We start from the raw sequence: 21598 nt of genomic DNA, 5'->3' as shown, positions 1-21598 counted from the left end.
TTGGCCCACCAAAAATAACGCCATGCGCAACCTGTAGGAGCCGGCTTGCTGGCGATTGCGGACATACAGTCGACACAGACGCCGCCTGACAAACCGCCATCGCCAGCAAGCCGGCTCCTACGTAATTTGCGTTTTTTCAGTCACTACCAACCCGCGCCACTCACCGCCGCCTGCACCAGCGGATGCAACTCCGCGCCCTTATGCTCCGTCTGCCAGGCCAACAACTCCTTGCGCATGCTCGGCGCCCAAAACATCTGCAGGTGATTGCGCACGCTGAGCACCGCCTGTTCCTGGTCCGGTTGACTGGCAAAATACTGGGCGATCTGGTTGGCCATCTTGATCAGGTTGTACGTACTCATTTGCGCACCTCGGCTTTCTCGGGGTGCCGACGTTCCTTCAGCAGGCGATGTTGTTCATCACTGAATTCCTGAAAGCGCTTCTGCCACTCCGAAGGGTGATACACGCGGCTGACCTCCACGGCCGTGACCTTGTACTCCGGACAGTTAGTAGCCCAGTCGGAGTTGTCGGTGGTGATCACGTTGGCGCCTGATTCCGGGAAGTGGAACGTGGTGTAAACCACACCCGGCGCAACCCGTTCGGTAATCCGCGCCCGCAACACCGTCTGCCCAGCCCGGCTGCCGATACCCACCCAATCACCTTCATTGATGCCACGGCTTTCAGCGTCAGTCGGGTGGATTTCCAGCCGGTCCTCATCATGCCAGGCAACGTTCTCGGTACGTCGTGTCTGAGCACCAACGTTGTACTGACTAAGAATGCGCCCGGTAGTCAGCAACAGCGGATAACGACTGTTGACCTTCTCCTCCGTCGGCACATACCCGGTGAGCATGAACCGCCCCTTACCACGCACGAATTCCTCAATGTGCATGGTCGGCGTACCGTCCGGCGCCGCCGCGTTGCACGGCCATTGCAGGCTGCCGTGACGCTCAAGTTCCGCGTAGCTGACATTGGTGAAAGTCGGCGTCAGGCTGGCGATTTCATCCATGATTTCTGATGGGTGCTGGTAGTGCATCGGATAGCCCAGCGCGTTGGCCAAAGCCACCGTGCCTTCCCAGTCAGCCTTGCCACCCAGCGGCTCCATCACCTTGCGCACCCGCGAGATCCGCCGCTCGGCATTGGTAAAAGTCCCGTCCTTCTCCAGAAACGAACTGCCCGGCAAAAACACATGAGCGAACTTGGCGGTTTCGTTGAGGAAAATGTCCTGCACCACGATGCATTCCATGGCCGACAGCGCCGCGGTGACGTGCTGGGTATTCGGATCGCTCTGGGCAATGTCCTCACCCTGGCAATACAAACCCTTGAAACTGCCGCCCAGCGCCGCCTCGAACATATTGGGAATGCGCAAACCCGGTTCAGGTTGCAGCGTGACGTTCCACGCCTGTTCAAACTGAGTCCGCACGACTTCGTTGGAGATGTGCCGGTAACCGGGCAACTCATGAGGGAACGAGCCCATGTCGCAGGAGCCCTGCACGTTGTTCTGCCCCCGCAACGGGTTCACGCCCACGCCTTCACGGCCGATGTTGCCGGTGGCCATGGCCAGGTTGGCAATGCCCATCACCGCCGTGCTGCCCTGGCTGTGCTCGGTGACACCGAGCCCGTAATAAATCGCCGCATTACCGCCAGTGGCATACAACCGCGCAGCGGCACGGATGGCCGCAGCGGGCACACCGCAGATCGCGCCGAGCACTTCCGGCGAGTTCTCCGGCTGGCTGACCAACTCGCTCCAACGGGCAAAATCAATGCCCTCGCAACGTGCATCAATAAAGGACTGATTGAGCAAACCTTCAGTGACAATCACATGCGCCAAAGCGTTAAGCATGGCGACGTTAGTCCCCGGCCGCAGGGCCAGGTGATATTCAGCGCGGGCGTGCACCGAGTCCACCAGATCAATGCGTCGCGGATCGATCACAATCAGCCGCGCACCTTCCCGCAGACGGCGTTTGAGCTGGGAGGCAAACACCGGGTGCGCATCGCTAGGGTTAGCGCCCATCACCAGAATCACGTCAGCCTGCATCACAGAATCAAAACTCTGAGTACCGGCAGATTCGCCCAACGTCTGCTTCAAACCATAGCCCGTCGGCGAGTGGCAAACCCGCGCACAGGTGTCGACGTTGTTGTTGCCGAACGCCGCGCGCACCAGTTTCTGCACCAGATAGGTTTCTTCATTGGTGCAACGGCTGGAAGTGATCCCACCGATGGAGTCGCGGCCGTATTTCTGCTGCAGTCGGCGGAATTCACTGGCGGCATAGGTCACCGCCTCATCCCAGCTGACTTCCTGCCACGGGTCGTTGATGTGCTGGCGGATCATCGGCTTGGTAATGCGATCCGGGTGGGTGGCGTAACCCCAGGCAAAGCGCCCCTTCACGCAGGAATGGCCATGGTTCGCCTGACCGTTCTTGTCCGGAACCATGCGCACCAACTGGTCGCCTTTCATCTCGGCGCGGAACGAACATCCCACACCGCAATAGGCACACGTAGTGATCACGCTACGCTCCGGCTGACCCAACTCAACCACGCTTTTTTCCATCAGCGTCGCGGTAGGGCAGGCCTGCACACAGGCGCCGCAAGACACGCATTCCGAATCGAGGAAGTTATCCCCACCGGCCGCCGCCACTCGGGATTCAAACCCGCGCCCGGTGATGGTCAGGGCAAACGTGCCTTGGGTTTCTTCACAGGCGCGCACGCAGCGGTTGCAGACGATGCACTTGCTTGGGTCGTAGTCGAAATAGGGGTTGGACGTGTCCTTCACGTCGGCCAGATGGTTGTCGCCTTCATAGCCGTAGCGCACCTCTCGCAGGCCAACCTGACCGGCCACGGTTTGCAGCTCGCAATTGCCGTTGGCCGAGCAGGTCAGGCAGTCCAGCGGGTGATCGGAAATGTACAGCTCCATGACATTGCGGCGCAGGGTCGCGAGCTTCGGCGTCTGGGTGTGCACGCTCATGCCTTCGCTGACCGGCGTGGTGCAGGACGCCGGGTAGCCGCGCATACCGTCGATCTCCACCAGGCACATGCGGCAGGAGCCGAAGGCTTCCAGGCTGTCGGTGGCGCAGAGTTTGGGGATGGTGGTGCCCAGTAGCGCGGCGGCGCGCATCACCGAGGTGCCTTCGGGCACGCTGATGCTGCGGCCGTCGATGTTCAGGGTGACTTGTACCTGGCTGTCGCGGTGCGGAGTGCCCAAGTCGATATCGGTTTTCGGGTCGAAGAGAGTAATCATTGCTCGGCCTCCGAGGCTTGCAGACCGAAGTCGGCAGGGAAGTACTTGAGGGCGCTGACCACCGGGAACGGGGCCATGCCGCCCAGCGCGCACAGCGAACCGTATTGCATCGTGTCGCACAGGTCCTTGAGGATGATCGCCTGCTCATCGCGACCGCGCGGGTCTTGCGCGGCCAGCATCCGGTCGATCACCTCCACACCCCGAGTCGAACCGATGCGGCACGGCGTGCACTTGCCACAGGACTCCTCGGCGCAGAACTGCAAGGCGAAGCGCGCCATGTGGGCCATGTCCAGCGTGTCGTCCGCCACCACCACACCACCGTGACCGAGCATTGCGCCGATGCCGGCGAAGGCTTCGTAATCCAGCGGCGTGTCGAATTGCGATGGCGGCACCCATGCACCGAGCGGGCCGCCCACCTGCGCAGCCTTCAGCGGTCGGCCACTGGCGGTCCCGCCGCCGTAGTCTTCCACCAGTTCTCGCAAGGTCAGGCCGAAGGCCCGTTCCACCAGGCCACCGCGACGGATATTGCCCGCCAGTTGGAAGGGCATCGTTCCGAGGGAACGGCCCATACCGTAGTCACGATAGAACTGCGCACCCTTGGCCAGAATCAGCGGCACCGAGGCCAGGGTCAGCACGTTGTGCACCAGGGTCGGCTGGCCGAACAATCCCTTCAACGCAGGAATCGGCGGCTTGGCGCGAACGATGCCGCGCTTACCTTCGAGGGAATCCAGCAGCGCGGTTTCTTCACCGCATATGTAAGCGCCGGCACCGACGCGTACTTCCATGTCGAAAGCCTGACGGCTGCCGCCGACATTGGCGCCCAAGTAACCGGCGGTTCGGGCGATGTTCAGCGCTGCGCGCAGTGTCGCCACAGCATCCGGATACTCCGAACGCACATAGATGTAGCCGTAGGTGGCGCCGACGGTGATGCCCGCGATCGCCATGCCTTCGATCAACAGGAAGGGATCGCCCTCCATCAGCATGCGATCGGCAAAGGTACCGGAGTCGCCTTCGTCGGCGTTGCACACGATGTACTTTTGCGCCGCTTCAGTCGCGCGCACCGTGCGCCATTTGATTCCGGCAGGGAAGGCCGCGCCGCCACGGCCACGCAGGCCTGAGTCGAACACCGCCGTCGCAGTTTGCTCGCCGCCAATGCTGACGGCCCTCGTCAAACCTTCGAAACCGCCATGGGCCCGGTAATCGTCCAGCGACAGCGGTCGAGTGATACCGGCGCGGGCGAACAGCAGGCGTTGTTGAGTCTTCAGATACGGCAACTCTTCCACCAGACCCAAGGCCAGGGGATGAGCGGATGGATCGCCTTTCAGCGCCTCAAGCACAGACGGCACATCAGCAGCCGTCAGCGGACCAAAGCCGATACGACCTTGCGGGCTGTCCACTTCCAGCAACGGCTCCAGCCAATACAACCCCCGCGAACTGGTGCGCTGCAATTCCAGTGGCAGATTGCGTTCGTGGGCCTGAGTGATCAGCGCCGTCGCTACCTCATCCGCCCCCACGGCGCGGGACAGCGAATCACAAGGCAGAAAGAGAGTCGGCATCACGCGTCCTCCCGGCAAGCATCAAGCAACGCATCCAACCGCTCGGCACTGAGCCGCGCATGCACCCGACCATCCAGCTCCAGCGCCGGCGAACAGGCGCAGGCACCCAGGCAATACACCGGTCGCAAACTGATGCTGCCATCGGCGCTGCTACCGTGATCATCCAGTTGCAGACGTTCACGCAACTGCGCGGCAAGCTGCTCGGCACCGCGACTCTTGCACGACTCAGCCCGGCACAGCCGCAGGATATGCCGCGCAGGTGGCGCAGTACGGAAGTCATGGTAAAAACTGATCACCCCACGAATCTCGGCCTGACTCTGATTGAGGGCGTGGGCAATCTCGGGGACGGCGGCATCGGGGATGTAACCGATGCGCTCCTGAATATCATGAAGAATGGGCAACAGCGCACCCGCAGAGCCCTTGTGGCGCTCCAGCAGACTGTTGACCACAGGCAGGTGCAACATCTCATCAGGCATTCAGCAATCCTCACGGTCACGGACAAACCAGATGGTTGTCGGTCGTCCGAAAGTGTCGGCTGCGGCACTCGTACCACGTCACGGCATCGTGGATTTTCAGGCCGTTGGCCAGGGCACCCTTGGCGGGCATCTTGTTGTGCCCGGCACGGTCTTCGCCGCACCTCTACTGGGCATAAAGGGCAGCTTGCCACGCCGCTATTGATCGACCTGCACCAAAGCGACGTGTTCGGTTCTGCCTACGACTATCCATTAAGTCTAGATGAGTGAGCCGGGGGCGTTCACTCACTGGCCTAATGCCCGGTGGGCTTGTCGATGATTGATGTATAGCAATCATTAAAGGTGAGAAGAAGCATCAGAACCGTGGGCAATTCTACGGAGCAGATGGGCTGATCGATTGCGCCGTAACCCAAAAGCCTTCCCCTCTGACCCAAACACAAAAAAAACCGAAAACCGCGAAGCCAATCCCAAATTCCAGCCACCCCACAATTCCCCCCGTGGGAGCCAGCCTGCTGGCGATAGCGCCAGCCAATCCACCACCAATACTGAAGCTGCCTTCCAAACCCACCCACACACCGCGGCCGAACAGTGCTCGAAAGCCCACCGCCATACCCTGTGGGAGCGGGCTCGCCCGCGATAGCGCCAGCCCAACCACCATCAACGCTGAAGATGCACCCAAAACTCACTCCAATGCCTGCTGCGTGGAAACGTCCTACATCCAGATGCCAAAACAGAATCGGAAGCATCTGATTCTGTTTTTTGACGATGGCTGAATGAGTCATCGCTGATCCCGAATGGCGTAGATTTTCTACTCCCTTAAATAGAACCAGCCACTGCCAAGGAGCGGTCTCATGGCGTTCGACGCTTTTATCAAAATCGAAGGTATTCCAGGCGAAGCGCTGGACGAAAAATACCGTAACTGGATCGAAGTGAGTGGCTACAGCTTTAGCACCTATCAAAGCACCTCAGCCACCGCCAGCTCTGCCGGTGGCGCTACCGCCGGCCGGACAACCCTGAGCCATTTCACTTTTACCAAATCGCTGGACAAATCGAGCTGCAAACTGATGGAAGCCAGTTGCGCCGGTGAGCACCTGAAAGAAGTCACCCTGGTGCTGAGCCGGGCGGGTACCGACAAGCTCAAGTACTACGAGATTGTGCTAGAGGAAGTCATCATCGCCGACTACACGCAAAATGCCGCAGCCGGCATTCCCGTTGAAATCGTGCAATTGAATTACGGCCGCATTAAAACCGTGTACACCCAGCAAAAACGCAGCGATGGTGCAGGCGGCGGCAACATAGCGGGTGGCTGGGATCGCATTAGCAATAAAAGATATTCGTGAGGTGTAGATGACAGAGCCTCTAGCGTTTATCAACTCCCGAACCCAGTCTTTCGAATCCCTCAAGGCCGAACTGCGACTGACCGGCATTGCAAGAAGCAAGTTTGATGCACTCAACAGCCATATCGCCAACACTGTGGTCTTGGCGGGTGAAGTGGTGATCATTGGCGATGTCACGACCTCATCCAGTACTCATCAAGAGGCGTACTTGATGAGCAAAGCCAGGGACATCCACATAGCCCTGCTGACTAATCAGGTCGACGCCGACGACTTCTTTCTCGACAACTTCGAACTGCTGCAGGAGGTTCTCGACTACGGCGCTATCGGCGCCGGGGCCGTCAGTGATGGGTGGAGCAAATACATGGTCGCGATCAAGGCCACGCTAGAGGAGATCGAACACGCCCATGAAAACTATCTGCGCAGCGGATCTATTGCCGCCAGAGACAAGTTCTACAGCGAGCGCGCCAGATTATTCATCAAGCTGGAAAAACAACTGGGCAATATTGCCTCTTACGGCTCGGGATTGCGTTCCCAAGGTTCGATCAAACGAATGTTGGGAATTTCGACCAAAAGCTACATGAGTACCGGCGAGATTACCGGTTACGCGCAGAAGGTCAGTGGCGTGGCCAGGGCGGCGAAGCTGATCAAGCGAGGAGTCTACATCGGTACTGCCCTGAGTGTTGCCTCTGCCGGGCTGAAGATCAAGCAGGCATGTGCGTTTGGACGGGAGGATGAGTGTACGACGGCGAAGTATGTTGAGGGTTCTTCTTTGGCGGTAAGCCTTGTTGGTGGAGCCGTTGGAGGAAGCCTTGGGGGGCACGCAACCACTTTTGCGTGCGTATTAGTGTTGGGTATCGCAAGTAGCGGGCCTGGTGCATTCGCGTGCGGCGTAGTTGGCGGCGCATTGGGTGGGATCGAAGGAGGGAAGATAGGCGAAATGGCAGGTGAATATATTGGTGAATATCTCTATGGAAAAATAGAGCAATGAATACCGATCACATCGGTTTGATATTTTTAATAATACTGAGTCCGCTTTTACTTGTGGCGGTATGGTTGATTTATGTTGTGCAAGCTCACACCGAAAAAGCGGAGGCGTTGTTGTGTAATAGTCATTTTGTAAGAGTTAACAAAGCCGCATTTTCTAATATGGGGGTTGTTGGAAGATTTATGCGCAGTGGGGTTCTCACTATGGTTTTGATTATGCCGGGGATTTCCGTGAAACGAGGTATAGTCAATGATGCTGAAGTCGAAAAATTTCCGAAAGTTTTAAAAAGAATGCTAGTTATCTCGTGGGGGTTGTTTTGGCTGTTAAGTCTTGTTTTTGTTATATTTGGGGTGTTTGTAAAGTATATTAAATGAATTGGGTGGGTGGCGGATATATGATGGCTGAGAATGGCTGGGGATGAAAATACCTATCGTTATCAATTTCTGTCGTATCGTATGCAAGATGGTCGGATATAATAATTTATGAGTTATTGCCCTAATGAGTGATATTGCTTTGGCAGGTGTCGCAATATTCATGATTTTTTCCTCTCTGGTGGTCTCTTGCTGGATATATGTGTTCTCTTATTTATTTACGGAGTTAATAGAAGGCTACTTAGATAGGAGTAAGTTTGTAGCAAGTAATCGTAAGGCTTTGTCTGGTTTGGGGTTGCTAGGTAAAGCGGTCAGAAATGGTTCGATAGCATTGATGTTTTTGTTTCCTGGGCTCTGTGAGAGACGTGGCCTAATAGAGAAGGGTGAGCTCCTAAATTTGCCGGTGCATCTGAAGTGGAAGTTGTTCGTGCCATGGATTATTGGTGTGTTCTTGTTTTTCGCAATGTTTATTTTTTGGCTTTTGGTCGTTTGATTTTATTATTGTTGATGCTGCATTCATTTCACAGGCTCCATGCCTGCCGGTTTCAGGCATCCAGCACCAACCGTTGGCCGCGACACCCGGACACACAGGCCGCGATCCATTCCCCGCTCTGGCGCTGAGCGTCACTCAGGCATTCATCCCGGTGCTCCGGTTCGCCTTCAAGCACCCGGCACACGCAAGCGCCGCACATGCCCATGCCGCAGGAAAATTCCAGATTGACCCCGGCCCGCGAAGCTGCCTGGATCAGGCTTTCCCCGGCTTGCACTTGCACCTCACAGCCACTGCGTCGCAGCTCCAGTGAAAAGCTCTGCGCCTCAGGGTTCGCGGGCTGCTGGGCCTGGAAGTGCTCGCGATACAGGGCTGAGGCCGGCCAGTTCGCCTTGAGCGCCGCCTGTTCGACGGTGTCCATGAAGCCGGTGGGGCCGCAGCAATACAAACCGGCTGCGCTTTGCCACGCGGGAAATTGCCTGGCCAACAGCTCGGCGATTTGCCCGGCGCGCAAGCCGCCGTACCACTGGACGTCGGCGCCCAGGCGCTGGATGAAAGGCGCCTGGCGTGTCTCCCGGGTGAAGTACAGCAAGCGCACGGGGCGGCCTTCGGCCAGGCATTGGCGATACATCGGCAGCAACGGCGTAATACCGATGCCCGCTGCCACCAGCGTCACCGGCCCGTTGCCCGGTTGCAGGGCAAACAGATTGCGTGGCGCACTGACTTCAATCTGCGCACCCAGGCGCAGTTGTTCGTGCAGCCAGCGCGAGCCACCCCGGGAGGTGGGCTCGCGCCTGATCCCCAGGTAAAGGTGACCATCTTCCGGCAGGCTCAGCAGCGAGTACTGGCGCACCGCGCCGTTGCCCAGGCGCAGGTCGACATGGGCGCCTGGGGTCCAAGTGAAGGGCAGGGGCGCGGCGTCGACGGGCGCCAGTTCAATACCCAGCACATCGTCGGCTTCCAGGCGCAGGCTGCGCACGTGCAGGGCAGACCAGCTCATGCGCGTACTCCTGCGGCCTGCTGCAAGCGGCGCACCGCGTCCCGGGCCTGGGCGCCGAGTTCGGCGAGGTCGAGGTCCGGCAACTGGTCGTTATCGACGGTCAACCGCCCGCCCACGAGCATGGCGCGCAAGGTCGGGCGTCCACCGCCTACCACCGGGCCGATCGCCGGGTCGTGCAGGCCGAAGTAGCGCGGCTGGTCGAGGCGGTAGATCGCGAGGTCGGCCGCCATGCCTACCTGCAGGCTGCCGACGGCGTCCAGGCCCAGCACCCTGGCCCCGCCGGCGGTCCCCCAGCGCACCACGTCTTCCACCTTGGCGGCGTGGGCGCCGCCTTCCTCGTCACCACCGGCATGACGCGGCCGGGTCCGTTCGCCGGCCTTGGCCCGCTGCATCAGCCAGGCGGCGTGGGTTTCGCTGATCATGTCGCAGGCCTCGTTGGAGGCGGCGCCGTCCACGCCGATCGACACCTGCATCCCGGCGGCTTCCATGGCCACCACATCGGCGATGCCGCTGCCCAGGCGGCCATTGCTTTGCGGGCAATGGGCGATGCCGGTGCCGCTGGCCCCGAGCATGCGGATTTCTTCGGCGTCGAGTTTCACCAGATGGGCGAACCACACGTCTGGCCCCAGCCACTCCTGCTCGGCACAGAACGCCACCGGTGACATGCCATGGCGTTGCTGGACCTCGTTCTGGTATTCGACGGTTTCGCTCAGGTGGCTGTGCAGGCGAATGCCCAGTCGCCGGGCGACCCGGGCGGTTTCGCGCAGATGTTCCGCCGGCATGGAGTAGGGCGGGCTGGTGGGCGCCATCACCACCCGGCGCCAGGCGTCGGCGGCCGGGTCGTGGTAACGCCGCACCAAGCGCTCAACGTCGTTCAGGTACTGCTCCAGAGTCTCCGGCCCGGCCACCGCGTTGCCTTCGGCTTGCCGCGCCTGCGTGGCGCCGCCACGGCACAGGACAAATCGCAGCCCCAGCCGTTCGGCTTCCTCGAACAGCACCTCGGCGCTGTCGAAGGCCATGCCCGGCAAATACAGGTAATGGTGGTCGGCGACGGTGGCGCAGCCGGAGCGGGCCAACTCGACCAGGCCAATGCGTGCGGCCAGACGAAAGCTCTGCTCGTCAAACAGGCCGCGATAGCGATAAGGCACGGCCCCCAGCCAGGCCCCCAGGCTCTGGTCGATACCTGCGGGAATGCCTTTGAGCAGCGACTGGAACAAGTGATGGTGGGTATTGACCCACGCCGGGTAGACCACGCAATCGGTGGCATCCAGAACGCGCTCCCCGGGCAGGGCTTGCAGCGCGCCGATGGCGGCGATGCGCCCGTCGGCGATGCGAATATCGGGCCCGGCATGGCGCGCCGCCGCGCCGGACAACCCGGTGAGAATGGCGCTGGCATTGCGCACCAGCCAGCTGTTTTGAAACGTCATGTGAGGCTCCATACGCCGCGCCTGCGGCGGACTCAAAGGGTTAGCCGATTTCGCTTTCGTGCCAGTTGCGCAGGCTCAACCGGGCCAGCACGGCCATCAGGCTGAACAATGCGACACCGGTCAGGGCGATCAACAGCAGGGCGGCGAACAGCCTTGGAATATTCAGTTGGAAACCGGCCTGGAGAATCTGGTACGCCAGCCCGGCGCCGGTGCCCCCGGTGCCCGCGACGAACTCCGCCACCACCGCGCCGATCAAAGCCAGCCCGCTGGCAATGCGCAGCCCGGCAAAAAAACACGGCAGGGCGCTGGGAATGCGCAGGCGCAGCAGTACCTGCCAGCGGCTCGCGCGGTTCAGGCGGAACAGATTGAGCAGGCCGGGGTTGACGCTGCGCAGGCCGAGTACGGTGTTGGCGATGATCGGGAAAATCGCCACCAGGGTCGCGCAAATCACCAACGCCAGCGTGGTGTTGCTGCACCAGATGATGATCAGCGGCGCCACCGCCACCACCGGCGTAACCTGCAACAGGATGGCGTAGGGAAACAGGCTGGCTTCCAGCACCCGGCTCTGCACGAAAACAAATGCCGCCAACGTGCCGATCAGCACCGCCAAGGCAAACGAGAAGAAGGTGATCTTCAAGGTCATCCATAACGCACCGAGCAACATCGGGCCATCGCTGATCAGGGTGCGGCCGATGTCGGCCGGGGAGGGCACCAAATACACCGGCACCTGCCAGGCCACGCAGGCCAGTTGCCACAGGCTCAGCAACACGGCGCCGAGCAGCAGCGGCGAGACGATGCGCAACACCGTGGGGTGACGCAACCAGGGAGTAAAGGATGGGCTCATGATTGGGCTCTCAAAGTGAAATCAGCAAGGGTCGCCATTGGCCTGGGCCAGCAGTCGGGACAGGCGTGCGCACTGCTCGATAAAGGCCGGGGAGGTGCGGTAGGCCTCGTCCCGCTCCAGGGGGCCGTCGATCTCGATGTCGGCGATCACCCGGCCCGGACGTGCGCCCATCACTACCACCCGCGACGACAGGTACACCGCCTCGAAAATGCTGTGGGTGACGAACACCACGGTCAGGTCGCGGCTGGCCCACAGCTGGCGCAAGTCGCTGTCGAGCTTGTTGCGGGTGAACTCGTCGAGGGCGCCGAAGGGCTCATCCATCAGCAGCAGATTCGGCTCCGTGGCCAGGGCCCGGGCGATGGATGCGCGCATTTGCATGCCGCCGGAGAGCTCTCGTGGATACACCTGGCTAAAGCGGTCCAGGCCGACCAGGGCCAGGGCCGCGTCGACCTTGGGCTGGCTCTGGGCCTTGGGCACACCGGCCAGATCCAGGGGCAGGCGCACGTTATCGCTGACCCGGGCCCAGGGCATCAGGGTCGCCTCCTGGAACACCATGGCCAGGCTTTGACCCTGCGTCGGGCTGGCCGGGCTGTCCTTGCCCCACCAGCGCACATGGCCGGCGGAGGGTTGTTCGAGGCCGGCGAACATCTTCAGCAAGGTGCTCTTGCCGCAGCCCGAAGGGCCGAGCAACGACACGAACTCGCCGCGCTGAATCGCCAGCTTCACCCGGCTCAAGGCCTGGGTGCCATTGCTGTAGGTTTTTTCCACCTGGTTGGCGAACAGCGGCGTTTGCACACCCACGCTGTCGGTGTCGGGCAATGCCTGTGGCCGGGCGTCGGCTGGAGTTATGGTTTGCATCAACATAGCGCTCTCCCCTGGGGTCATGAGCGACCGGATAAGCCCCGGCGTACCGGGGCGCTGAACTCAGTGGCTGAGGAACACTTCGCTTTCGCCATGGGCTTCGAGCAGGCCCAGCAGTTGCCGGCGAATCACCAGGCCAGGCTTGTCCGACGGCATGTGCAGTTCCACCCGGCGGCGAGTGTCGACACAGGCGTCGTAGTCGGTGGCTTCCAGAATGTCTCGGTCTTCGGCGGTGATCGCCGCGTCCCAGTCGATCAGCTCCTGGGTCGAGCATTGCTCCTCGCTGTCGTTGCGATACAGCCACTGGACCAGCATCAGGCGCCCGTCTTCCATGGGTGTCGCGCAGTTGTAGATGATGTGGTGGATGCCGCTGTCCGGGTACATGCAGCCAAAGCGCCGGGAGAAGGGCAGGTAATAACGGTTGATCAGGTGGCGCTGGGTGATCGGCTCGCGGGTGCCGGTGATGCGAAAGCTTTCCTCGGGGTTGCGGATCGGCACCCGGGTTTCGGCCTCGAAGCCGTAGTCGGTTTCGCGGAACTCGTAGCCGGCCGGCGCCGGCTGATCGAACAGGCCGAAGTTGGCCTTGTGGACGAAGGAAAAGTGGGAGTTGTCGAAGGAGTTTTCCATGACCCGCAGCGGGCTGGTTTTCCACTCTTCATAAAACTGGAAGATGCGCCGGTAGCCCGGGGCGCCGTCTTCGGGAAACTCAGGGATAGGCTGCAGCGGATCGTCGAGGGCGACCCAGGCGTAGCCGTATTTTTCCTGGCAGTGAAAGGCCTGGACCGAGGCGCCCGGCGGGATCATGCCCGCGGGGTTTTGCGGGATCTTCACGCAGGTGCCGGTGCAGTCGTATTCCCAGCCGTGATAGCCGCAAGCGATGTTGCCGTCCTCGCTGACAAAGCCTTTGGACAGTTTGGCAGTGCGGTGGCAGCAACGGTCGCGCATCGCCACCGGGGTGCCGTCGGGGCGCTTCCACAGCACCAGCGCCTCACCCAGCAGCGTGAAGGGCTGCGGGCCAGCGTCCAGCGCGGTCATGGGCAGCAGGGCATACCAGAAACGGCGCAGTACAGGTTGTTTGGTGACCAACATAAAAAGTGTCCTCACGGTATTCATTCAGCCGGCTCTTGGGCCCGGGCTTTGGGTTCAGCGTTGGGGCAATCGGCTTAGCGGCTGGCGGCCTGCTCGGCGGTAGGCAGCACCTTCAAATCCTGGACGAAGCGCGTGGTATAGGCCTTCTGCCAAGGCGCATCGGCACCGAGCAGGCCGGCCTCGACCATGAAATTGCGGGTGGCCTGCCAGCGCGCATCGCTCATCACGCCGATGCCCTGGGTGGCGGCATCACCACCGGTGACCAGGCGGTATTGCTTGAGGGTCGACAAACCCCAGGCGAGCAGTTCATCGCTCATGTTCGGGTTGTCGGCCTTGATCAGGTGGTTGGCGCTCGGGTTGTCCAGGTAGCGCTTCCAGCCCTCCATCGAGGCGCGAACAAAGCGCTGGACCCGGTCAGGGTGCTGATCAATCACGTCTTGGCGGGTGGCCAGGGTCGAGCCGTAAGGCGGGTAGCCGGCGTCGGCAAACAGGAAAAAGTTGGCTTTCTCGCCGGTCTTCAGCGCCTGGAACAACTCGGAACTGGCATAGGCCTGCTGCGTGGTGTTGGCGTCCGCGAGGAAGGGTTGCAGGTTGAAGGTGTAGGGCCGGGCCTGGCTGTCCTTGAGTTGGTACTTGCCCTTGAGCCACGGCCACCAGGTTTGCTGGCCCGAGGTGGACACCAGCACCTGCTTGTTCTGCAGGGCGTCCAGGCCACTGACATCACTATGGGTCAACAAGCCTTGGGGGTCGCCCTGAAACGGCGCGGCCACGGCCACCACCGGCAGGCCTTGCTCCACGCTCTTGAGGATCTGCAAGTCGTAGTTGACGATGAAGTCGGCCTGCTTGTTGACCAGCAACTGCATGCCATTGACCTGCGGCCCACCCATGCGAATGGTCACGTCCAAGCCTTCTTTCTCGTACAAGCCATCGGCCAGGGCCTGATAGAAACCACCCTGTTCCGCCTGGGCATACCAGGAAGTGAGCAGCACCACCTTGTCATTGGCCAAGGCCAGCGGAGACGCTATCAGGGAAGCGGGCACGAGGGCCATGGCCAGCAGCGAGCGAAGCGGTTGACCCAAGGCAAAGCGAATTTTCATGATGTGTTCTCCACAACGATTCGAAAACCGCCGCGCGCCAATCGGCACGCCAGCGAGGGACCGATTGGAGAGAACGTGGGAAGAGAGAGGGCGCCAAGGCGTATTCACGCGGCTAACACTTCTCTCTTGCCCGGGGCGTTGGCGCCGCGTTCAAGCATCCAATCGGACGTACGCCCATAGGGAAGGGCGCAAGAGCAATGCCCGGTGCCATGGCTGGCACTGACCGCTTCTACTCGGGAGGAGTCATAGCCAGAAGTGTGCCAAGTTGTTGCTACCGCGCTGTCAGGGGATTCGGCGTGTCAGGCACTTGGGGAGCAGTGGGGAGATGAATCGCGATGGTGCGAGTTTTTTGGGCGAGCCTCAAATTGGTGCGCAGCGCATTCGCGGATTGAGTGTGCAGTTTCAGGCGTGGATTGTGCTGAATGGGGCTTGCTGATTGTATTCGATCAGTTGGCACAACCCGTGCTAAGTCCCGTATCGAGTAGAAGCGGTCAGCACTGAGCGGCTCCAACAGGACCCAAGGTGCAGGGCATTGCTCTGGCGGCATTACGCCGCGTACCCGGCAAGGGGCGCCCCTCATTACGTTGAGGGCCAGAACAGTGGCTAACCCGCAGCTCGGGCATGCCTTGCCGGTGATATCCGCCAATCACCTGACAAGGGCAGCCCATGGAAACGTCTACATTACTTGCACCTCTTTTGCGCCGCAGCCTGCTGCCGCTGTTCGCCCTGGCCAGCGCCAGCGTCGAAGCCGGCCCGATGTTGTGGAACGACAACAGCCTGAGCTACCTCTACGGCCAGCACTTCAAAGTCGACGGCACCGGCGACGACACCCAGCAAACGGTGAGCTTCGAACACGCCAGCGGCTGGACCTGGGGCGACGTCTTCATGTTCGTTGACAACAAATGGTCCAACGGCCTCTCGGGTGACGGCGGCTATTCCTACTACGGCGAATTCTCCCCGCGCCTGTCCCTGGGCAAAATCAGCGACCGGTCCCTGAGCTACGGCATCGTCAAGGACGTGCTCATCGCCGCCACCTACGAACGCGGCAAAGACCGCAACCGCAAATATCTGCTCGGCCCCGCTGTCGACCTTGCCCTGCCGGGCGTTGATCGCTTCTCCCTGAACACCTACTACCGCAAACCCGACGGCATCACCGGCAAGGCCTCCGGCCAATGGCAGATCAACCCCACCTGGTCCATGACCCTCCCGCTGGGCCGCTCCGACATCCTCTTCGACGGCTACCTGGAGTGGTACGTCAACGACGTCGGCACCAAAGGCACCTCCGACTACGTGGCCAAGAGTTTGCACTTCAATCCACAGATCAAATACGACGTGGGCAAGGCGCTGGGGCAACGGCAGAAGCAGTTTTATGCGGGGATCGAGTGGGATTACTGGTCGAATAAATACGGGATTGAAGACACTTCAGGATTTGAAACAGACCAGAATGCGCTGAGCCTCTTGCTGAAGGTGCATTTCTGACGGGAAAGCGTGACGGGTAGGGCATTTGACCGGGGCGCGTAGTGCCCCGGTTTTACCCTGTCACAATTTTCGTCGCCGTTTTCTGTAGCGCTTGTGGGAGATTTCCCTGTCTTGATTCACCCCGATGCCCAGGTACGTCACGATCAGCCTGGATCTCACCGCCAGAAAACAGGGAAAAAAAGCAGATGATTGATTTCAACAACAAAGGCTTCTTCAAACTCAAGCAAAACGAAGAATACGCAGAACGCGTCAGTGCGCTGCTGCTGGACGGCGAGCAAGTGATCGACGCCTACAAATCCATGCGCGATGGCGTAGTGTTCACCAACAAACGCATCATCGCCGTCAACGTCCAGGGCATCACCGGCAGCAAAAAAGACTTCACCTCGCTGCCCTACAAAAACATCGTCGCCTACTCCGTAGAAACCTCCGGCACCTTCGACCTGGATTCGGAACTGGAAATCTACTTCTCGTCCCTGGGCAGAGTGAAATTCGAATTCACCGGCAGGACGTCCATGGTAGAAATCTCAAAACTCATCTCCCAACACCTGCTCTGACCCGCTCTAATCGAAACCCCTAAACCCAGGGCTGACGCGCACTCCCTGCTGATGCGCATCCCCCTGTGGGAGCTAGCCCTGCTGGCGATAGCGCCAGCCCAACCGCCCTCAATGCTGAGATGCACCGCAAACCCGCTCACACACCAGGGCCAACCGATGCCTGCCACTCACCACAACCCCTGTGGGAGCGGGCTTGCCCGCGATAGCGCCAGCCCAGCCAACACAAATGCTGAATCAGCGACCACCATCGCCAACAACCCACACCCCACAGGCCAAACACTAAGCCTCAGCTTTCTCTCCCGCCTTCTTGGGTACCGGCACACAAACCCGATCCCGCGTCAGCACCTTCACCGCATCATCCACCAACGCCTTACTCATCGAAGTCAGATAATGCGCAGCCCAGGCATGGCGGTCGGTGTCTCTGGCATAAGCCGCATCTTCAGTGAGCGTCTTGGCCAGGAACAGAAAATCGGAGGCCATGGACAAGGCATCGCCGAGAGGAGCGCCGCGAGTGACGTGGAACAGTGGTTGATCCGCGCAGTAGATGGCGGGTGTCAGGCCGATGGTTTTGAGTTCAGATTGTTCAGTCATTGGCCACCTCCGAGGATGGAGAGGCAATGGGGGAGGGGGCTACGCGATTGGGAATTGCGTAGAGGGGAAAGCCAAATTTCAAACGGATTGATACTGCGCATTATCCAACTCCTTGATATGAGGAGCTGCCACGTTCGTTACCACACGAATGGGTGACAGCTGTGCGCAGGGTGGTAAACCGGGTATCAAGGAAACCGGCACGCCCGAGGGCGTCCCACGCACAGCCGCCATAACTCACGCCGCAGGCATAAAAAAAGCGCCTGATGACGTGATTGGGGCGCTGTTGCGCCTTGAATAACTCGGGTTACCACACCCGGTCGCTGAATTGGCAGCGACAGGTGGGAGGGTAACGCGCAGATTTTCGTCTTGCAAGGGACTTTCTTTCGATATGTAGGCAAGTGGCTAAGCATAATCCGAGTTTGATCTGGGGGGCATGATGCAGGCGGTGTACTTCTAAGAACTTAAATGTGGACGGATCGACGACTTGATAGTAGCTTCGAGCCATTATTGCCCGGGTGCGCTACTCTGTTCTAGGCAATAGTTGTGTTTAGATTTAAAAAGACAGCTACATTCACTGGATTGATGGGGTATCTATGCAGATAGAAAAAGGACTTGAGGTAGTTAGGGATTTTGAGTTTGCTGCTGATGCCAATCTTGAGAGGATAATATTTCATATTGTTGGTCCCGACTTCCTATCCCCGAAAATATTACTTGAAGTCGAAGATCCTGGGAGTTTTTCCGATTTCTTTATCGCGCGTTTAAAGGAGACCTTGAAAGGTACGGCGTACCACTTTAATGCGGATGCCTGGGTAAAGCAGCAAGTGATTCAAGCATTAACTAGTGAGCATGCTTTTGTAGATGTTTCAGAACGGTTGGCGATTAAATTTCAAGAGTTATATGCTTCAGATAAACGGTTGGCTCCGGGTGTCCTAATGCTGCTTCAAGTGAAGAGTGGCAGTGATGTTTATGGCGCCATAATCAAGTATGATGATATGAGTGTTGTTTCATATAAAACGGAAGAGATGTCGGATGGGAAGGCTAAGCCAATACTGAGCCAGTTTTTGAATAATTTTGTTCAAGATAAAAAGGCTGTTCAAAAATCAGTTCTCATTAATACGATTGACTCAGAATTTTCAAAAGTCATATGTATAGATCGTAGTGGGGCACACGGCGATTTAACTGATAAATTTAAAGACTATCTAGAGGTGCATAGATCTTTTTCCACAGAAATGTTGACTGAGCGCCTTGTGGAAGCGTTAATTGAGGTAGGTAAAGCTCATGCTGGAATCATCCCGGCAGAAATAAGAAAAAAACTAACGGCTAGTGTTAATCAAGCGGTAAAGGATGTCGTAGATTTTGATCCTGAGAATCCTGAAAAACTCCTCGCTGCCGCTTTCGGAGAAGCACATGCTAATGCAGAATTGCAAAAGGCTTTTGAAGGTGCATTGAAGAAAAAGAAAATTTCAAATGAGAAGTTTTTGATATCTGTGGAAAGCCTAAAAATAGCGAAATCCAAGGTTAAGCAAACATTTGAAGGAATAAGGGTGATTTATAACAAAAAGCACGAAGATGAAAAATTTATCTCTTTTAGTACTGAGGGGGGAAGAAAGGTTATAAAAATCATTACGGATGACTACGTGGTTGATGATGATGAATAATCTATTCTCTAAACTGAAATTTAGAAGCGAGTCTATCGATTCGGCTGTATTCGAACCAATGGATGTGAGCGATGAATCTCTCCACTCAGATTTAAATTCTTTAGCTGCTACGGCTGAATTGAGTTTTAGTTTGGTGGCAACCGACGAAATTGGTGATGAAATTTCGTTTCCCGTGCACACTACCTTGGAGCTTCCCAAGTTAAGTCGAGTAATGTTTGTCAAGAAGAAGATAAAGGGAGTGGCGTTTTTCTTTTCACCCAGTGGCTTTTTGAGCTGTGCCTCGATTTCTGAGGTTTCCCAGTTTGGTGAGATTTATATTTTTGAACAGGATGTTTCATTTAGCTCTTTGCTTTGTGATTTTAAGAGTTGGGATTTTCCGGAGCCGCTGCATGCTTCTACCAAGAAATTGGTTGAAGAAGTCGATGCACGTAAAATAGTTAGGGATACGACTGGCGAAGTGGTGCACGCCCGACATGGATTCTGGATTGCACCAGTTATTCCTGATGTTAAAAATAAGCTATATGAAGAGTGGTTGAGGCTTGCAACGTTCAAAGCGTCAGCATTGTTGGCATCGGAAATATGGAGAAAAGATGAACAATTATTTTTAACGCTTAAAGGCGGGGGGAGCCTAGAAATTGGCTATGTGAATTCGGATGCTTCGTATAGCAGTGTAGATCTGCATCGGGTGCATATGGCGCTAGATTGGATTTATAGTCAATCTCGGGATGCGGAGGTGCGGCATACTCTAATATGTCAGCGGATTTCAACGCAGCGCCATAGAATTCGTGAAAGTTGGTTGGAATTTCTGCTGAGAACAGTGGCATGCTCTCACCAGTCGGCTAGAGAGGATTATCGAAGTCATATCCATATTAAGACAGTTGATTTGCTAAAGGCTGTAACAGATATAAGAAAAACGGTTTCTGAAGAGGTAAATAAGATTGTCGATAGGACTCAAACGTTAACCACTGGGCTTCTCCGGGATCTCAGTATCTCTTTCACTCTTATTGCGCTTCGACAAGTTTTGATGGCAAAAAATTTTCTATCGGGTGGAGAAACCAAGTTTTTGCTGTTGGCAAATATTTTTTGGTTGGTTGTTAGTGTTAGTCTCTCTGGTTATCAAAATAAGTTGTATTTTAGATCGCAGATAAAGTTTCGCTGCAATTGGAGTAAAAGGGTTATTGGACTTGTTTCTGCGGATGAGTTTTCAGCATTGTCTCGAAAGCCATTCAAGGACTCTATAAAGGCGTATAAGAATATAAAAAACATAGTTAATTTTATTTATGCTTTTTTGGTGATGATCTTACTCTTCATGATTGTTTTTAAGTGAGGGTGTGTTCACGTTTTTTTTGAAGGTTTCGTCTGGAACCTTGCCTGTAACCATGGCAATGTAAATTTGGCGTTAGCTTCACCGGTTTCGGGGTGGTTCGTAATCTGGAAACGCCGGTTTTGCTGCGTACCTGAGTACGAACTTTTCATGCCACCAGCTTCAAACCAATCATGCTTAAGCGCTGTAGAAAGGTTCGAGCATGCGAACCTGATCTTGTCTAATCTGAAAGGTTCATGAGATTTAAAGGCTGCATACCATGACCACGTATCGCCTGACGCAAGCAGGACACGATTTGAACTACGGCTATCGGCGTAATGCACGATTGGCTCTTGAGGCGCTTGGTCCTACCTTTACGGAGGGGGAGGCACTGAATGCACTACAACCACTTCAAGCATTGGGCCAGCTTGGTAAGGGTACCCCGAAAAGCTTCTGGCGCCGTTTCGCCACGTTGGGGGCGCATGCCAAAAGGAAAGCGTTCATTGAGCGGGCTGCTAGTTGATAGCGTTGATGAAGGGGCAGATTTTTATTGGGTAAGTCTGGAAGCAAACGTCGACTCGGCCAATTGGCGTTCCTGCATTTTATGCTGCTTACCTTCATTTACTGAATGTCTTTCAGGTAACCCTTGAGCGCAACGAGCGGTGCATCAAGCTGCTCCATCGCCCGAATCCTGGCAAACTCCCCCGCCAACCTCCCCAACTCCCGCCCCAACGGCTTATCCACACCCCCAACCGCCTCCAACGCCAACCCCACACACTCACCCACCTTCACCTGAATCGCCTCAACATCCCCCCGCCGCACCAGCAGCTCAAACACATCCCGCTGGTAATCACCCATGACCAGATCGTCACGCAAAATCGGGCTTGAATCTTCCGTTTCATAAGCCAGTTTGAGGGAGAAGAGGGCGACGGTTTCCAGGTGCAATTCCATGGGGGGAATCCTTGTGAAATGTTCCGGCGGTGCGGTTGGTGTGTAAGGGCAAGGGGCAAAAGCATCGCCAGCAGGCTGGCTCCCACAGGGTGTGTGGGGTGTCAGGGGCTTTATTGCGGGCGAAAAAAAAGGCCTTGCTAAGCAAGACCTTTCTTAATTTTGGTGCCCCGAGGGAGACTCGAACTCCCACTCCTTTCGAAAACGGATTTTGAATCCGCCGCGTCTACCAATTCCGCCATCAGGGCAATGGCCGCGGAGTATAGAGATGAGATAACCGCTGGTCAATCAGGTACATGGAGA

At 57.5% G+C, this 21598-nt stretch carries 21 protein-coding genes and 1 tRNA gene; 9 read left to right on the top strand and 13 right to left on the bottom strand.

The genetic code is table 11. From position 1 onward, the window contains the following. Nucleotides 1-143: 143 nt before the first annotated feature. Genes NL64_RS25660 through NL64_RS25645 form a run of 4 tightly spaced genes read right to left on the bottom strand, consistent with a single transcriptional unit; the run spans nucleotide 144 to nucleotide 5264 of the window. On the bottom strand, nucleotides 144-359 hold the full coding sequence (locus NL64_RS25660; RefSeq protein ID WP_034150869.1) for a formate dehydrogenase subunit delta: 216 nt from the start codon (nucleotides 357-359) through the stop codon (nucleotides 144-146). After that, on the bottom strand, nucleotides 356-3232 hold the full coding sequence (gene fdhF, locus NL64_RS25655) for a formate dehydrogenase subunit alpha (RefSeq protein ID WP_034150868.1): 2877 nt from the start codon (nucleotides 3230-3232) through the stop codon (nucleotides 356-358). The genes NL64_RS25660 and fdhF overlap by 4 nt, the downstream gene beginning before the upstream one ends. Beyond that, complete coding sequence (locus NL64_RS25650) at nucleotides 3229-4788, bottom strand: formate dehydrogenase beta subunit (RefSeq protein WP_034150867.1); 1560 nt, start codon at nucleotides 4786-4788, stop codon at nucleotides 3229-3231. Before NL64_RS25650 ends, fdhF begins: the two co-directional genes overlap by 4 nt. Beyond that, nucleotides 4788-5264, bottom strand: coding sequence for a formate dehydrogenase subunit gamma (locus NL64_RS25645; RefSeq protein ID WP_034150866.1), 477 nt, complete (start codon nucleotides 5262-5264; stop codon nucleotides 4788-4790). The genes NL64_RS25650 and NL64_RS25645 overlap by 1 nt, the downstream gene beginning before the upstream one ends. 848 nt (nucleotides 5265-6112) lie before the next feature. Between NL64_RS25645 and NL64_RS25635 the strand changes: the two genes are divergently transcribed. From NL64_RS25635 to NL64_RS29210, 4 genes are all read left to right on the top strand, one after another. Beyond that, nucleotides 6113-6601, top strand: coding sequence for an Hcp family type VI secretion system effector (locus NL64_RS25635; RefSeq protein WP_034150864.1), 489 nt, complete (start codon nucleotides 6113-6115; stop codon nucleotides 6599-6601). A 7-nt stretch (nucleotides 6602-6608) separates the two neighbouring features. Continuing rightward, nucleotides 6609-7586 (top strand): hypothetical protein, encoded by a 978-nt coding sequence (locus NL64_RS25630; protein WP_034150863.1) that lies wholly within the window; start codon nucleotides 6609-6611, stop codon nucleotides 7584-7586. Next, nucleotides 7583-7957 (top strand): hypothetical protein, encoded by a 375-nt coding sequence (locus NL64_RS25625; protein ID WP_034150862.1) that lies wholly within the window; start codon nucleotides 7583-7585, stop codon nucleotides 7955-7957. The genes NL64_RS25630 and NL64_RS25625 overlap by 4 nt, the downstream gene beginning before the upstream one ends. 124 nt (nucleotides 7958-8081) lie before the next feature. Beyond that, nucleotides 8082-8447, top strand: a complete 366-nt coding sequence (locus tag NL64_RS29210; protein ID WP_052321305.1) for a hypothetical protein — start codon at nucleotides 8082-8084, stop codon at nucleotides 8445-8447. A 52-nt stretch (nucleotides 8448-8499) separates the two neighbouring features. Here NL64_RS29210 and NL64_RS25615 read toward each other — a convergent pair whose 3' ends face one another. The 6 genes from NL64_RS25615 to NL64_RS25590 form a co-directional block, all read right to left on the bottom strand. Then, on the bottom strand, nucleotides 8500-9444 hold the full coding sequence (locus NL64_RS25615; protein ID WP_034150861.1) for a PDR/VanB family oxidoreductase: 945 nt from the start codon (nucleotides 9442-9444) through the stop codon (nucleotides 8500-8502). Beyond that, nucleotides 9441-10871: an amidohydrolase family protein gene (locus NL64_RS25610; protein ID WP_034150860.1), complete on the bottom strand. Its 1431-nt coding sequence runs from the start codon at nucleotides 10869-10871 to the stop codon at nucleotides 9441-9443. Before NL64_RS25610 ends, NL64_RS25615 begins: the two co-directional genes overlap by 4 nt. A gap of 40 nt (nucleotides 10872-10911) precedes the next feature. Next, entirely contained in the window at nucleotides 10912-11640 is a 729-nt protein-coding gene (locus NL64_RS25605) for an ABC transporter permease (protein WP_172668708.1), read from the bottom strand. Nucleotides 11641-11736: 96 nt separating this feature from the next. Further along, nucleotides 11737-12579 (bottom strand): ABC transporter ATP-binding protein, encoded by an 843-nt coding sequence (locus NL64_RS25600; RefSeq protein WP_034150858.1) that lies wholly within the window; start codon nucleotides 12577-12579, stop codon nucleotides 11737-11739. Between the two features lie 60 nt (nucleotides 12580-12639). Continuing rightward, nucleotides 12640-13665 (bottom strand): aromatic ring-hydroxylating dioxygenase subunit alpha, encoded by a 1026-nt coding sequence (locus tag NL64_RS25595; RefSeq protein WP_034150857.1) that lies wholly within the window; start codon nucleotides 13663-13665, stop codon nucleotides 12640-12642. A gap of 74 nt (nucleotides 13666-13739) precedes the next feature. Next, on the bottom strand, nucleotides 13740-14762 hold the full coding sequence (locus tag NL64_RS25590) for an ABC transporter substrate-binding protein (RefSeq protein ID WP_034150856.1): 1023 nt from the start codon (nucleotides 14760-14762) through the stop codon (nucleotides 13740-13742). A gap of 666 nt (nucleotides 14763-15428) precedes the next feature. On the opposite strand from NL64_RS25590, the gene NL64_RS25585 reads away from it, so the two are divergent. Together NL64_RS25585 and NL64_RS25580 are read left to right on the top strand one after the other, a co-directional pair. Then, nucleotides 15429-16241 carry an outer membrane protein OmpK gene (locus NL64_RS25585; RefSeq protein ID WP_034150855.1) on the top strand — a complete coding sequence of 271 codons (813 nt, stop codon included), beginning with the start codon at nucleotides 15429-15431 and terminating at the stop codon, nucleotides 16239-16241. A 185-nt stretch (nucleotides 16242-16426) separates the two neighbouring features. Continuing rightward, nucleotides 16427-16795 (top strand): PH domain-containing protein, encoded by a 369-nt coding sequence (locus NL64_RS25580; RefSeq protein ID WP_034150854.1) that lies wholly within the window; start codon nucleotides 16427-16429, stop codon nucleotides 16793-16795. Between the two features lie 279 nt (nucleotides 16796-17074). Here NL64_RS25580 and NL64_RS25575 read toward each other — a convergent pair whose 3' ends face one another. Next, complete coding sequence (locus NL64_RS25575; RefSeq protein WP_034150853.1) at nucleotides 17075-17386, bottom strand: DUF3077 domain-containing protein; 312 nt, start codon at nucleotides 17384-17386, stop codon at nucleotides 17075-17077. 593 nt (nucleotides 17387-17979) lie between these two features. Between NL64_RS25575 and NL64_RS25570 the strand changes: the two genes are divergently transcribed. The 3 genes from NL64_RS25570 (at nucleotide 17980) to NL64_RS30240 (ending at nucleotide 20870) form a co-directional block, all read left to right on the top strand. Continuing rightward, on the top strand, nucleotides 17980-19044 hold the full coding sequence (locus NL64_RS25570) for a nucleoid-associated protein (protein WP_052321304.1): 1065 nt from the start codon (nucleotides 17980-17982) through the stop codon (nucleotides 19042-19044). After that, complete coding sequence (locus tag NL64_RS25565) at nucleotides 19037-20371, top strand: hypothetical protein (RefSeq protein WP_155292790.1); 1335 nt, start codon at nucleotides 19037-19039, stop codon at nucleotides 20369-20371. Before NL64_RS25570 ends, NL64_RS25565 begins: the two co-directional genes overlap by 8 nt. Before the next feature lie 256 nt (nucleotides 20372-20627). Beyond that, on the top strand, nucleotides 20628-20870 hold the full coding sequence (locus NL64_RS30240; RefSeq protein ID WP_155292789.1) for a hypothetical protein: 243 nt from the start codon (nucleotides 20628-20630) through the stop codon (nucleotides 20868-20870). A gap of 98 nt (nucleotides 20871-20968) precedes the next feature. On the opposite strand, the gene NL64_RS25560 is transcribed toward NL64_RS30240, so the two are convergent. Further along, a complete protein-coding gene (locus tag NL64_RS25560) occupies nucleotides 20969-21298 on the bottom strand; it encodes a hypothetical protein (RefSeq protein WP_034150851.1) in 330 nt (109 codons plus the stop codon). Nucleotides 21299-21458: 160 nt separating this feature from the next. Beyond that, nucleotides 21459-21543: transfer RNA gene (locus NL64_RS25555), tRNA-Leu, on the bottom strand. Nucleotides 21544-21598 lie beyond the last annotated feature (55 nt).

Origin of the sequence: Pseudomonas fluorescens, from assembly GCF_000802965.1 — a bacterium.
In the GTDB taxonomy this organism is placed as follows: domain Bacteria; phylum Pseudomonadota; class Gammaproteobacteria; order Pseudomonadales; family Pseudomonadaceae; genus Aquipseudomonas; species Aquipseudomonas fluorescens_A.
The sequence above is the reverse complement of the archived record's forward strand: the minus strand, read 5'-3'. Positions and strand labels throughout refer to the sequence as shown.